This window comes from Streptomyces sp. NPDC056144 (assembly GCF_042264145.1).
In the GTDB taxonomy this organism is placed as follows: domain Bacteria; phylum Actinomycetota; class Actinomycetes; order Streptomycetales; family Streptomycetaceae; genus Streptomyces.
On record NZ_JBHJVF010000013.1, the window covers coordinates 138837 to 150751 of the forward strand.

The window sequence follows — 11915 nt, forward strand, 5'->3', positions numbered from 1 at the left end:
GCTCTGCTCCGGAGCGTGAGCACCGCTCCCGAGCGTGAGCCTCAGTCGGCGGTGGCGGCGGTGGCCCTCCGCAGGGCGCGGTGGACCCCGTCCGGGGTGAGGACGCCGACCGGCCGGCCGTCCTCGCCGGTGACGGTGAGGCGGCCCGCGTCGTGCTGGAGGAGCGCGGCCAGCGCGTCCTTGAGCGAGGTCCCCAGCGGTACACGGGCGTCGTCCCGGTGCCCCTCGGGCTCCCCGGCGGGGTCGAGGTCCGCCTCCGTGACCGGGGTGACGGCCAGCCGCTTGAGCCCCCGGTCGTTCCCGACGAACTCCGCGACGTACGGGGTGGCGGGGGAGCCGAGCACGGTGGCCGGGGTGTCGAACTGCTCGATGCGCCCCTGCCCGTACACGGCCATGCGGTCGCCCATGCGGACGGCCTCCTCGATGTCGTGGGTGACGAGGAGGACGGTCTTGCGGACCGTGGCCTGGAGGGCGAGGAACTCGTTCTGGAGCCGCTCGCGGACGACCGGGTCGACGGCGCCGAAGGGCTCGTCCATGAGGAGGACCGGCGGGTCGGCGGCGAGCGCGCGGGCCACGCCGACGCGCTGGCGCTGGCCGCCGGAGAGCTGCGCGGGGTAGCGCGATCCGTACGTGGCCGGGTCGAGGCCCACGAGGTCGAGGAGTTCGGCGGCACGCGCGCGTGCGGCGGCCTTCTTCCAGCCGAGGAGCGCGGGGACGGTCGCCGTGTTGTCGAGGACCGTGCGGTGCGGGAAGAGGCCGACCTGCTGGATGACGTAGCCGATCTTGCGGCGCAGGGCGACCGGGTCGACGCCGGAGACGTCCTCGCCGCCGACGAGGATCCGGCCCGAGGTCGGCTCGACGAGCCGGTTCACCATCATCATCGTGGTCGTCTTGCCACAGCCCGACGGCCCCACGAGGGTGACGAGTTCGCCCTCGGCGACCTCGAAGGAGAGGTCGTCGACGGCCGTGGTGCCGTCCGCGTACCGCTTGGTCACGTGCTCGAACCGGATCATGGTTCCCCATTCTGGCCCCTGCGCGACGGCGGTGTGTGAAGGGTGTGTTGCCGCATTGTGGCGGGTCCCGGCGATTGTCGGTGGCGGGGGTTAGGGTCGGCAGACAAACGTTCGGAGCACGCCGAGGACCCGGGGGGAGGGCCTGATGAGCACGCCGATGAGTACGCCGAACTGCCTGGTCACGAACGACTGGATCTGCGGGGAGTACCTGCGCACGCGCAGCGCGGAGCTGACGGACGCCACCCTCCAGCATGTGGGAATCACCGTCGCGTCCGTGCTGCTCGCGCTGCTCGTCGCCGTGCCGCTCGCCCTGCTCGTGCGGGCGAGGCCCCGCTTCAAGGGCCCGGTCCTCGGCCTGACGACCCTGCTCTACACGGTGCCGTCGCTCGCCATGTTCTCGCTGCTCCTGCCCGTCTTCGGCCTCTCGGCTGCGCTCGTCGTCACCGGCCTCGTGCTGTACGCGCTGACGATCCTCGTGCGGAACACGCTGGCGGGGCTCGAAGCGGTCCCGGCCGAGACGCGCGAGGCCGCCCGGGGCATGGGGTTCGGCCCGTGGCGGCTGCTCTGGCAGGTCGAACTCCCGCTGGCGCTCCCCGTCCTGATGGCCGGCATCCGGATGGCGACGGTCTCCACGATCGCGCTGACCACGATCGGCTCGGTCGTCGGCCGCGGCGGCCTGGGGAACCTCATCGAGGACGCGCTGCCCACCTTCTTCAAGGCGCAGGTGCTCGCCGCCTCCGTGCTGTGCGTGCTCCTCGCCGTCGTCGCCGACCTGCTCCTGCTGGGCCTCCAGCGGCTCCTGACGCCGTGGGCCCGGGTCCGTACCGCGCCGGGGGGTGCGTGAGATGGACATCCTGACGGGCGCCTGGTCCTGGCTCACCACCGGCGCGCACTGGACCGGCGACGAGGGCATCGGGCAGCGGCTCGCCGAGCACGTGTACGTGAGCGGGGCCGCGCTGCTGATCGCGGCCGCGCTCGCGCTGCCGCTCGGCCTCTGGCTCGGCCACGTCGGCCGCGGCGGCGCCCTCGCGGTGAACGTGTCGAACGTGGGGCGGGCGGTCCCCGTCTTCGCGGTGCTCGCCCTGTTCATGGTCTCGCCGCTGCGCAACGCCGGGTACGTCCCGACGGTCGTCGCCCTGGTGCTCTTCGCGATCCCGCCGCTCCTCACCAACGCGTATGTGGGCGTGCGGGAGGTCGACCAGGCCGCCGTGCGCGCCGCGCGCGGCATGGGGATGACGGGCGGTCAGACCTTCCTGAGGGTCGAACTGCCGCTCGCGAGACCGGTGGTGATGACCGGGGTGCGCTCGGCGGCGGTGCAGGTGATCGCGACCGCCACGGTCGCGGCGATGGTCGGGCAGGGCGGTCTCGGCCGGATCATCACGGCCGGCTTCGCCCTCTACGACACCGCACAGGTGGTCGCGGGCGCCGTGCTCGTGGCGCTGCTCGCGCTCCTGGTGGAGGGCGTCCTCGCGGGCGCCGACCGGCTGATGGCGGGACCGGCTCGGGCCCGCGCGCTGGCCGACTGAGACGGCACGACTGGCATGGCACGACTGGCATGGCACGGCTGACGGTTGACGGTTTTCGACGGAGATGGGTGGTCTTGTGAACAGGGTCTCGCGTATCGCGGGTGCGGTGCTGGGGACGACGGCGCTGGCCGTCGCGCTCGCCGCGTGCGGCGGTGACAGCCTGGAGGCGGGCAAGCAGAAGGACGCCTCCGGCGGGGCGTCCGCGGGCGCCGGAGCGGAGAAGGGTTCGCTCGTCATCGGCGCGGCGGCCTTCACCGAGTCGAAGGTCCTCGCCGAGCTGTACGCGCAGTCGCTGCGCGCCGCCGGATACTCCACGTCGATCACGACGGTGAAGAACCGCGAGCTGTACGAGCCGTCCTTGGAGAAGGGCGAGATCGACGTCGTACCGGAATACGCGGCGACGATCGCGGAATTCCTCAACGCGAAGGTGAACGGGCCGAAGGCGCCCGAGGAGAAGCCGGTCGCCTCCGGTGACGCGAACGCGACGGTGGAGGCGCTGCGGAAGCTCGCCGAACCGCGCGGACTGAAGGTGCTCGCCGTCGGTGAGGCGGTCGATCAGAACGCCTTCGCGGTGACGAAGGAATTCGCCGAGAAGAACAAGCTGACGACCCTTTCGGACCTCGGCGCGTCGAAGCTCAAGGTGAAGATCGCGGCCGGTGACGAATGCGCGGTGCGGCCGTTCTGCGCGCCCGGTCTGAAGAAGACGTACGGGATCGACGTGACCGGCATCGACCCCAAGGGCGTCGGGACCCCGCAGGCCAAGCAGGCCGTCAAGGACGGGGTGGACCAGCTGGTCCTGACGACCACGACGGACGCCACGATCGAGAACTTCGGCCTGGTCTTCCTGACCGACGACAAGAAGCTGCAGAACGCGGACAACGTGCTGCCGGTGGTGAACGCCAAGGACGCCGGGGCGCCCGAGATCGCGACCGCGCTCGACGCCCTCACCAAGGTGCTGACCACGTCGGATCTCGCCGAACTCAATCGCAAGGTCGACGCCGAGCGGGCCAAGGTGGAGGACGTCGCCAAGGCCTATCTGACGGAGAAGGGGCTGCTCGACAAGTAGGTCGCGGGGGAGGGCACTCGGTGCGAAACGGAACCGGAAGGGTTGATGCCCACTTCCGACGGCGAGAAGTGGCCAAGAGATTGCCGGGCCGGGGCTTCACAGGGCGCCTACGCACGGTAAATTTCAGGCCATGCCACGTGGACGCCACCGCCATTCCCCGCCTTTGCACAAACTGCTGCCGCCGTCCGCGGTCGCCGGCGCCGCGGTCGTGTGCGCCGCGGCCGCCTGGCTGCCCGGCGACCTGCTGTTCGTGAGGCTGCTCGCGGTCGCCGCCGCGGCGGCCGCCGTCACCGGTGCCGTCCTCATGCGCGGCTGGGACCGCAGCGCCGGCGCCCGCGTCGCCGAGCTCAGCCGGGCCAGGACCGCCGACCAGTGGAAGGCGGAGGAGCGGGTCGCCGAGCTGGAGTCCGACCTGGAGGAGTCCCGCGCGCTGCGGATCCGGCTCGACGCCAAGCTCCGCGCCAAGCGGGTCGAGCTCGCCGGGCTGCGCGGCGAGCACGCCGACCTCCTGCGCCGGTACGCGACGGCGGAGACCGAGCGCGCGAGCGCCCTGGAGGGCCGCCGCGTCCTCGCCATGGAGACCGCCGCCGCGACCCCCGCGGCCGGTGCCGAGGTCAAGGCGCTGCCGGCGGCCGGCTCCACGCCCACCCCGGAGGCGTACCGCAAGGCCGCCCAGGCCCTGCGCGACCTCTCGCGGAACGCCGCCGCACAGCACGCCAAGCGCACCGCCGAGGCGGCCCGCGAGCGCGACCTCGCCGAGCGGGCCCGTGAGACGGAGGAGCCGCAGGGGAAGCACGCGGCGGCCGCCGGCACCGAGCAGCACAGCCGTACGGCCGCCCCCGCCCTCGCCCCCGCCACCACCCCGGCGGCCCTGCCGGCCGCCACCGGCTCCGTACCGCTGCCGGCGCAGGCGCAGGCGCAGGACAAGGCCCAGGCGCCCGCGCCCCTCGCGCCGCTGCCGAAGCCCGCGTCGCTCCCGGCCGTGCCGGTCGCCGCGGCGATCGTCCCGTACGCGGCCCGCAGGGCCTCGCGCCCCGAGGGCAACTTCGACTTCTTCGGTACGCAGGGCACGCAGAAGGTGGCGGCGGCCATCGAGGCCGTGCAGCACACCGACCTCGCCGACGTCGTCGGCGAGGAGGTCCTCGAAGAGGCCCTCACCGTCGTGTCCGCGCCGGTGCCCGCGCCCGCGGCGCCCCGGACGGCCGGTCAGGTCATCGACCTGACCGCGCACGACGAGACCGAACAGCTCGACGTCGCCGAGCTGCGCGGAGCCGTCAACTCCTGACGCGAGGACACGGATGAGGGCCGGACCGGTGGAACGGGTCCGGCCCTCACGCGTGTGACCGTCCGTCTACTTGTCGATGTCGCCGACGACGAAGAACAGCGACCCCAGGATCGCCACCATGTCCGCGACCAGCGTCCCCGGCAGCAGCTCCACCAGCGCCTGGATGTTGTTGAAGGAAGCCGACCGCAGCTTGAGCCGGTACGGCGTCTTCTCGCCCTTCGAGACCAGGTAGTAGCCGTTCACGCCGAGCGGGTTCTCGGTCCAGGCGTACGTGTGCCCCTCCGGCGCCTTCAGCACCTTCGGCAGCCGCTGGTTGACCGGCCCCTGCGGCAGCTCCTCCATCCGGTCGAGACAGGCGTCCGCGAGGTCGAGGGAGTTGTGCGTCTGCTCAAGGAGGCACTCGAAGCGGGCGAGGCAGTCGCCCTCCTCGCGCACCGCGACCCGCAGCGTGTCCTGGAGCTCCCCGTACGCGAGGTACGGCTCGTCGCGCCGAAGGTCGAAGTCGACACCGGAGGCGCGGGCGATCGGCCCGGTCACGCCGTACGCGTGCACGGCCTCCTTGCTCAGGACGCCGACCCCGCGCGTACGGCCCCGGAAGATCTCGTTGCCGAGGACGAGCTTGTCGTACACGTCCATCCGCGACCGCACGTCCGCGACCGCCTGCCGGGCCCGTCCGAGCCAGCCGGCCGGCAGGTCCTCCTTGAGGCCGCCGACCCGGTTGAACATGTAGTGCATCCGGCCGCCGGAGACCTCCTCCATCACGGCCTGGAGCTCCTCGCGCTCCCGGAAGGCGTGGAAGACGGGGGTGATCCCGCCCAGTTCGAGGGGGTACGAGCCGAGGAACATCAGGTGGTTCAGGACCCGGTTCAGCTCGGCGAGGAGCGTACGGCTCCACACGGCCCGCTCCGGGACCTCCATGCCGAGCATCCGCTCGACGGCCATGACGACGCCGAGCTCGTTCGAGAAGGCCGACAGCCAGTCGTGACGGTTGGCCAGCATGATGATCTGACGGTAGTCCCGCGCCTCGAAGAGCTTCTCGGCGCCGCGGTGCATGTAGCCGATGACCGGCTCGGCCTCCCGGACGACCTCGCCGTCGAGCACGAGCCGGAGTCGGAGCACGCCGTGCGTCGAAGGGTGCTGCGGGCCGATGTTCAGCACCATGTCGGTGCTCTCCGCCGCGCCGCCGATTCCGACCGTCGTCTCCGTCATGCGGGACAGTATCCCCTGCCGCGCCCCCGCCTACGGAGCCCCGTCCGGAACCCGCTGGACCAGCCACAGGAAGTCGCCGAGTCCGCCGCGCGCGGTGAGCTCGGCCGCCTCGCCGGCGGAGCCGAGCGCGCGGACGTAGGCGGCCGGGTCGCTCGACGCGAGCGCGAGCGGCGGCCGCCCCCCGGACACCCCGAGCCGCCCGAGCGCCTCCCGCTGGGTGATCAGCTCGGGCACGGGCAGCGCTCCGGCTCCCGGAGGCCGTACGCCGTCCAGCGCCGACCCGTCCCCCGGCGCGAGCCACCCACCCCCATGGCCCCCGCCCCCGGGGAACCCGCACGCGTCCATCGCCACGTGCGCCGTGATGTCGCAGCTCCCGTCCGGCACCGGCGGGACCTCGCGGCCCGCCCGGAAGCCGGTCAGCGTCCCGAAGGGCGGCCGGTTCTCCCGTACGTGCGCGTAGTCGACCGCCACCGCGCGGCCCGCCGCCAGCGAGCCCGTCGCCGCCGCCCAGGCCTCGTCCCGGGGCCGTCCGATCTCCGCCCGCGCGCCCGGCTCCCGCAGTGGCCACCAGCGCGCCAGCCACTCCGCGTCGGCGCCCGTCACGGGCGCGGCGAGCCGCTCCGTACCGTCGGGGCCGACCTCCACGTACCGGGCGACGCCCGCCGCGTCGGCCTCGGCGACGTCCACCGGCACGTTGTCGAGCCACTCGTTCGCGAAGAGCAGTCCGCGGACGCCCGCCGGAATCCGGTCGGTCCACGTGATCCGGGGGTCGAGACCGTCGGGCCGCGCGGCGCGCTCCACCGCGTACGCCCGCACCACGAGGTCGCCCGCGGTCGCCGCGAGGACCCCCGTGAGGAGTTCCCCGCGCCCCGCGCCCACGTCCACGAGGTCGACCTCGTCCGTCCCCAGCTCCTCCGCGACCTCACGGAGCAGCCGCGCGACCGCCCCCGCGAAGAGCGGAGAGGCGTGCACCGAGGTACGGAAGTGGCCCGCGGGCCCCTCGGGGCTCAGGTAGAAGCCACCGGGGCCGTACAGCGCCGCTTCCGTGGCCTCGCGCCACCCCTGCCACTGACACGTCTCATCCGTCACGTGCCCCAGTCTCCACCTCGGGGAGTACGGGCCCCGCGCCAAGGATCGACCGCACGGTTGATCCGGGCACCCTCCGCCTTTCCCTACTCTGGGTGACGTGCAGCCCCTCTACGACTTCATCCGCAGGCACCCGACGGGCGTCGACACCTTCTGGGCCGTCGTCCTCCTCGGGTTCTCCCTGCTGTGGGTGGTGTCGACCTATCCGACGGCCGACAACCCCCTCGCGTACGGGGTCGTCGCGGCGCTCTTCTCCCTCGTGGTGGCCCTGCGCCGGCGCGCCCCCGAGAAGATGCTGCTGCTCACGACCGCCCTCGGCCTCGCCCAGCTGGCCTTCGGCCTCAGCCCGTTCGTCGCCGACTTCGCCATGCTGGTGATCATCTACACGGTCGCGGCGCACGACGGCCCGCGCTGGGCCTCCCGGCTCGCGCTCGTCGGCGGCCTGTGCGCCGCCACGCTCTCGCAGCTGAGATGGCCGGTGAGCGGACCGGACTCCACCGGCGCCAAGGTGTTCTTCGTGGTCATCATGACCGTGCCGTTCGCCCTCGCCTGGGTCCTCGGCGACTCGCTCCGCACCCGCCGCGCGTACTTCGCGCAGCTGGAGGAGCGGGCCTCCCGCCTGGAGCGGGAGCGCGAGGCGCAGGCCAAGGTCGCGGTCGCCGCCGAGCGGGCCCGGATCGCCCGCGAGCTGCACGACGTCGTCGCGCACAACGTGTCGGTCATGGTCGTCCAGGCCGACGGCGCCGCCTACGTCATGGACTCGTCCCCGGAGACCGCCAAGCAGGCCCTGGAGACCATCTCCACCACCGGCCGGCAGGCGCTCGCCGAGATGCGCCGCCTCCTCGGCATCCTGCGCACCGGCGAGCACCAGGAGGCGGGGGAGTACGTGCCCCAGCCGGACGTCCAGCAGATCGAGGACCTCGTCGAGCAGGTCCGCGCCGCCGGTCTCGCCGTCGACTTCGCGATCGAGGGCAGCCCCCGCCCGCTGCCGAGCGGCGTCGAGCTCACCGCGTACCGGATCGTGCAGGAGGCCCTCACGAACACGCGCAAGCACGGCGGTCCCGACGCGGGCGCGAGCGTCCGGCTCGTCTACTTCGACGACGGGCTCGGCCTGCTCGTCGAGGACGACGGCCGCGGCGCGCCGCAGGAGATGTACGAGGACGGGGGCGCCGACGGCCGCGGCCATGGTCTGATCGGGATGCGGGAGCGCGTCGGGATGGTCGGCGGCACGCTGGACGCGGGGCCGCGGCCCGGCGGCGGGTTCCGGATCAGCGCCCTGCTCCCGCTCAAGACCGCCCACTAGAAGAGGTTCCCGAGATGTCCATTCGCGTGATGCTCGTCGACGACCAGGTGCTGCTGCGTACCGGCTTCCGCATGGTGCTCGCCGCCCAGCCGGACATGGAGGTCGTGGCGGAGGCGGGCGACGGGGTGGAGGCCCTGGAGGTGCTGCGTTCGACGGCGGTGGACGTCGTCCTGATGGACGTGCGCATGCCGAAGCTGGACGGGGTGGAGACGACCCGGCGGATCTGTTCCCAGCCGGACGCGCCGAAGGTGCTGATCCTGACCACCTTCGACCTCGACGAGTACGCGTTCTCGGGGCTGAAGGCGGGTGCGAGCGGCTTCATGCTGAAGGACGTGCCGCCGGGCGAGCTGCTCGCGGCGATCCGCTCGGTGCACAGCGGCGACGCGGTGGTGGCGCCCTCGACGACCCGGCGGCTGCTCGACCGGTTCTCGCCGATGCTGCCGTCGACGGGCGGCGAGACGCGGGCCTCGGACAGCGCGATCCAGCGGCTGACGGACCGGGAGCGCGAGGTGATGCTGCTGGTCGCCCAGGGCCTGTCGAACGGCGAGATCGCCGCCCGGCTCGTCCTCTCCGAGGCGACGGTGAAGACCCACGTCGGCCGCATCCTGACCAAGCTGGGCCTGCGCGACCGGGTGCAGGTCGTGGTGCTCGCGTACGAGTCGGGCCTCGTCCGGGCGGGCGGCGGCGCGGCCTGAGGGCTGTCCGCGCGTTACCGGAGCACCGACTCCAGGAAGTCGCTGCCGAGCCGGGCGACCACGGCCACGTCGAGCTGGTGGAGCACGTAACGGCCCCGGCGCCGGGTGGTGAGCAGCCCGGCCTTCTTCATGACGGCGAGGTGGCGGGAGACCTCCGGCGCGGTGATGCCGTGCGCGTCGGCCAGCTCGCCCGTCGTGTACGCGCCCCGGGCGAGGCTGCGGCAGAGCCGCATGCGCATCGGGTGCGCGACGGCCTCCAGGCGCAGGGTGACCTCCGCGGTCGTGGCGGCGCCGCCGAGGTCACGGGTGGGCACGGGGTACTGGACGACCGGCTGCCAGCCGGGGGCGGCCCCCGCCAGGAGGTGCGGCCAGCCGAAGGCCGTCGGCAGAAACGTCACGCCCGTGCCCTCGGCGGTCGTCCGGCTGTGGACCAGCTTGTCGACGACGATCCGCGAACCCCGCTCGTCCTCCTCCAGGACCATCGCCGAGGAGGCGGCGGAGACGGCCTCGCCCAGGCCCTTGCGGCGCATCAGCTCGGTCTTGTGGCGCGCGTCGGCGGCGAGCTGCACGCCGACCCGCCGCCAGGTGTCCGCGAAGAACGCCTCGTCGCAGTCCTCCAGGAGACGCCGGACCCACGCGCGCGTGCCGGGCGGATCGGCGAGCATCCGCTCGACGAACGAGGCCTGTCGCGGGCCGCGCGCGGCGGCCAGGTCGAGGGCGCGGCGGCGCCCCCGCTCGTCGACGAGCGGGGAGGGAAGACCCGTCGTGTAGTACTGGCTCGCGCAGGAGATCTCCAGGGCCGCGCCCACGTACGTCTCGTCGTCCATGCGGTCGAGGTCGTCCAGCTCCTCGGCGAGCGTCTCGCGGGGCCGGGCGGGCAGCAGGATGTCGGCGCGGGTGGAGCGCCACATGAAGTCGGCCTCGTGGAGCCGGTCCGCGAGCTCGGGCTTGAGCGCCGCCGAGGTCGTGGTCGTCCAGGCGTGCAGCCTGGGGTGGTGCGCGGGCTCGGCGAGGGCGTGCAGGGCGGCGCCCAGCTCGGCCAGGGGCGAGGGGCAGAAGGCGATGCGCTCCTGCGGCAGTCCGGTGATGTCGATCGTCACGCTCACCACCCCATGGTGCGGGGTGGGACGGGGGCGGTGTCGCGCCGTTTGACGAGTGCCGTCAATCGGCGCGCCGGTCCGTGCCGGAGCGGCGCACGGTGAGGCCATGAACGCGCTGCATCAGTACCTCTTCGACACCTACCGGGCCGAGCAGCTCGGCGAGCCGATGCCGCCGGCGCCCGGCACCCACGACGTGGCCGTCCTGCGGCAGATCCGTGACCGCCGCGCGGACCGCCGCCGCTTCGAGCGGGTCCTCGCGGGCCGCCCGGCGCGCGGCGGCCTGCGGGCCGCACTGCTCCGGTGGACGCGCCCCCGCTCGCGGTCCTAGGGGGTGCCCCCGAGGGCCTCCACGCGCGCGAGGAAGTCCCGTACCGCCTCCTTCACGTCCTCCGCCGTCCACTCCAGACCCGGCGCCGTCACCGTCACCTCCGTCAGGGAGACCCCCGGCGGGCCGCCCGCGCCCGGGGCGAACCACCGGCGGAAGAGGGTGGTGCCGGTCGCCTCCGTCTGGGCGAGCGCCGCCGCCGTCAGGACCTCGGGGTCGTACGGCAGCCACACCTGGAACTGGTGGGTGTGCGGGACCTCCGGGTGGACCCGGGACCAGCCCGTGCCCGCCTCCGCGAACGCCTCCCGGAGCGCGTCGGCCACCACGCGCGCGTGTGCCACGTACGAGGGCAGCCGGGGCAGCTCGGTCTCCAGGCCCCGGAGCGCGGAGAGCGCCACCGGGTACTGCTGGAAGAGGAGCCCCCCGTACCGGTGACGCCAGACCCGCGCCTCCTCCATGACGTCCTCGGGCCCGGCGAGCGCGGCCCCGGACAGGCCGCCGAGGGACTTGTAGAACGAGACGTAGACGCTGTCGGCGAGCCCGGCGATCTCCGCGAGCGGCCGGCCCAGCGGCGTCGGGCACTCCCACAGGCGCGCCCCGTCGAAGTGGACCACCGCGTCCCGCTCCCGGGCCGCCTCGACGACCTCGACGAGCTCCTCCCAGGACGGCAGGACGAAGCCGGCGTCGCGCAGCGGCAGCTCCAGCATGAGCGCCCCGAAGGGCTCCGGGTGGTCGCGCACCTCGTCGGCGGTCGGCAGCCGGGGCGCGTCGGTCAGGTGGACGGTACGGAGCCCGGAGACGGCCCCGAAGGCGCCGCCCTCGTGGAGTTCGGGGTGGGCGAGCGGGTGGAGGGCGACGACCGGGTTGCCGGTGCGCCCGGCCCAGCAGCGCAGGGCGACCTGCTGGGCCATGGTGCCCGTCGGGAAGAAGACGGCCGAGGGGAGGCCGAGCTCCTCGGCGACCCGGCGCTCCAGCTCCGCGACGAGCCCGGAGCCGTACGTCTCCGGTGTCGTCCCGGCGTGCCCCGCCGCCTCCGTCCAGTCGGCCAGCTCGCGCAGCCGCGCGCCGACTGTGCCGTCCACCGAGGTCTCCCACAGCTTGCGCGGGGCGGAGCCCCAGACCCGCGCGCGGTGGATCCGGAGGGCTTCCTCATCGGCGGGGCTGTCGGCCGGGCTGGCGACCGGACTGCCGGCCGGACTGCCGGCCGGACTGTAGGCCGGACCGGCGACGGGATCTTCGGGGCTCACAGGTTTCATGGGTCGATCATCACACCGTCGCCCACACCCTGTGGACAGCCACGGAGCAGC

At 73.6% G+C, this 11915-nt stretch carries 12 protein-coding genes; 7 read left to right on the forward strand and 5 right to left on the reverse strand.

What is annotated here, in order from left to right; all coding sequences use genetic code 11:
- Positions 1–41 precede the first annotated feature (41 nt).
- Positions 42–1013, reverse strand: a complete 972-nt coding sequence (locus ACFC0Z_RS30020) for an ABC transporter ATP-binding protein (RefSeq protein ID WP_376444489.1) — start codon at positions 1011–1013, stop codon at positions 42–44.
- A 157-nt stretch (positions 1014–1170) separates the two neighbouring features.
- Here ACFC0Z_RS30020 and ACFC0Z_RS30025 point away from each other — a divergent pair, with 157 nt between their 5' ends.
- The 4 genes from ACFC0Z_RS30025 to ACFC0Z_RS30040 all read left to right on the forward strand — a co-directional run bounded on the left by ACFC0Z_RS30025 (position 1171) and on the right by ACFC0Z_RS30040 (position 4890).
- Positions 1171–1857: an ABC transporter permease gene (locus tag ACFC0Z_RS30025; protein ID WP_376444619.1), complete on the forward strand. Its 687-nt coding sequence runs from the start codon at positions 1171–1173 to the stop codon at positions 1855–1857.
- Position 1858: 1 nt separating this feature from the next.
- Positions 1859–2539 (forward strand): ABC transporter permease, encoded by a 681-nt coding sequence (locus tag ACFC0Z_RS30030; protein ID WP_376444491.1) that lies wholly within the window; start codon positions 1859–1861, stop codon positions 2537–2539.
- 64 nt (positions 2540–2603) lie between these two features.
- Positions 2604–3605: an ABC transporter substrate-binding protein gene (locus ACFC0Z_RS30035; protein WP_376444493.1), complete on the forward strand. Its 1002-nt coding sequence runs from the start codon at positions 2604–2606 to the stop codon at positions 3603–3605.
- Between the two features lie 130 nt (positions 3606–3735).
- Positions 3736–4890 carry a hypothetical protein gene (locus tag ACFC0Z_RS30040; RefSeq protein ID WP_376444495.1) on the forward strand — a complete coding sequence of 385 codons (1155 nt, stop codon included), beginning with the start codon at positions 3736–3738 and terminating at the stop codon, positions 4888–4890.
- Between the two features lie 66 nt (positions 4891–4956).
- Here ACFC0Z_RS30040 and ACFC0Z_RS30045 read toward each other — a convergent pair whose 3' ends face one another.
- Both ACFC0Z_RS30045 and ACFC0Z_RS30050 read right to left on the reverse strand, forming a co-directional pair.
- Positions 4957–6099 (reverse strand): NADH-quinone oxidoreductase subunit D, encoded by a 1143-nt coding sequence (locus tag ACFC0Z_RS30045; protein WP_376444498.1) that lies wholly within the window; start codon positions 6097–6099, stop codon positions 4957–4959.
- Between the two features lie 30 nt (positions 6100–6129).
- The gene (locus tag ACFC0Z_RS30050; RefSeq protein WP_376444501.1) at positions 6130–7188 is read right to left on the reverse strand and encodes an SAM-dependent methyltransferase; all 1059 of its coding nucleotides are present in this window, start codon (positions 7186–7188) and stop codon (positions 6130–6132) included.
- A 97-nt stretch (positions 7189–7285) separates the two neighbouring features.
- Here ACFC0Z_RS30050 and ACFC0Z_RS30055 point away from each other — a divergent pair, with 97 nt between their 5' ends.
- Positions 7286–8488 (forward strand): sensor histidine kinase, encoded by a 1203-nt coding sequence (locus ACFC0Z_RS30055; protein WP_376444504.1) that lies wholly within the window; start codon positions 7286–7288, stop codon positions 8486–8488.
- Between the two features lie 14 nt (positions 8489–8502).
- Positions 8503–9183, forward strand: a complete 681-nt coding sequence (locus ACFC0Z_RS30060; RefSeq protein WP_376444506.1) for a response regulator — start codon at positions 8503–8505, stop codon at positions 9181–9183.
- Between the two features lie 14 nt (positions 9184–9197).
- Here the strand turns inward: ACFC0Z_RS30060 and ACFC0Z_RS30065 are convergent, their stop codons facing one another.
- Positions 9198–10283 (reverse strand): DUF5937 family protein, encoded by a 1086-nt coding sequence (locus ACFC0Z_RS30065; protein ID WP_376444621.1) that lies wholly within the window; start codon positions 10281–10283, stop codon positions 9198–9200.
- 106 nt (positions 10284–10389) lie between these two features.
- On the opposite strand from ACFC0Z_RS30065, the gene ACFC0Z_RS30070 reads away from it, so the two are divergent.
- A complete protein-coding gene (locus ACFC0Z_RS30070) occupies positions 10390–10611 on the forward strand; it encodes a hypothetical protein (protein WP_376444509.1) in 222 nt (73 codons plus the stop codon).
- Here ACFC0Z_RS30070 and ACFC0Z_RS30075 read toward each other — a convergent pair.
- A complete protein-coding gene (locus tag ACFC0Z_RS30075) occupies positions 10608–11864 on the reverse strand; it encodes a threonine aldolase family protein (RefSeq protein ID WP_376444511.1) in 1257 nt (418 codons plus the stop codon). The two genes, ACFC0Z_RS30070 and ACFC0Z_RS30075, sit on opposite strands and share 4 nt — an antisense overlap.
- Between the last annotated feature and the right edge of the window lie 51 nt (positions 11865–11915).

Excerpts from the sequence above, each read along its gene's own strand:
- ACFC0Z_RS30070 (WP_376444509.1), top strand. The coding sequence starts at position 10,390 with ATGAACGCGCTGCATCAGTACCTCTTCGACACCTACCGGGCCGAGCAG.
- ACFC0Z_RS30075 (WP_376444511.1), bottom strand. The coding sequence starts at position 11,864 with ATGAAACCTGTGAGCCCCGAAGATCCCGTCGCCGGTCCGGCCTACAGT.
- ACFC0Z_RS30045 (WP_376444498.1), bottom strand. The coding sequence starts at position 6,099 with ATGACGGAGACGACGGTCGGAATCGGCGGCGCGGCGGAGAGCACCGAC.
- ACFC0Z_RS30040 (WP_376444495.1), top strand. The coding sequence starts at position 3,736 with ATGCCACGTGGACGCCACCGCCATTCCCCGCCTTTGCACAAACTGCTG.
- ACFC0Z_RS30025 (WP_376444619.1), top strand. The coding sequence starts at position 1,171 with ATGAGTACGCCGAACTGCCTGGTCACGAACGACTGGATCTGCGGGGAG.
- ACFC0Z_RS30030 (WP_376444491.1), top strand. The coding sequence starts at position 1,859 with ATGGACATCCTGACGGGCGCCTGGTCCTGGCTCACCACCGGCGCGCAC.
- ACFC0Z_RS30020 (WP_376444489.1), bottom strand. The coding sequence starts at position 1,013 with ATGATCCGGTTCGAGCACGTGACCAAGCGGTACGCGGACGGCACCACG.
- ACFC0Z_RS30060 (WP_376444506.1), top strand. The coding sequence starts at position 8,503 with ATGTCCATTCGCGTGATGCTCGTCGACGACCAGGTGCTGCTGCGTACC.
- ACFC0Z_RS30035 (WP_376444493.1), top strand. The coding sequence starts at position 2,604 with ATGGGTGGTCTTGTGAACAGGGTCTCGCGTATCGCGGGTGCGGTGCTG.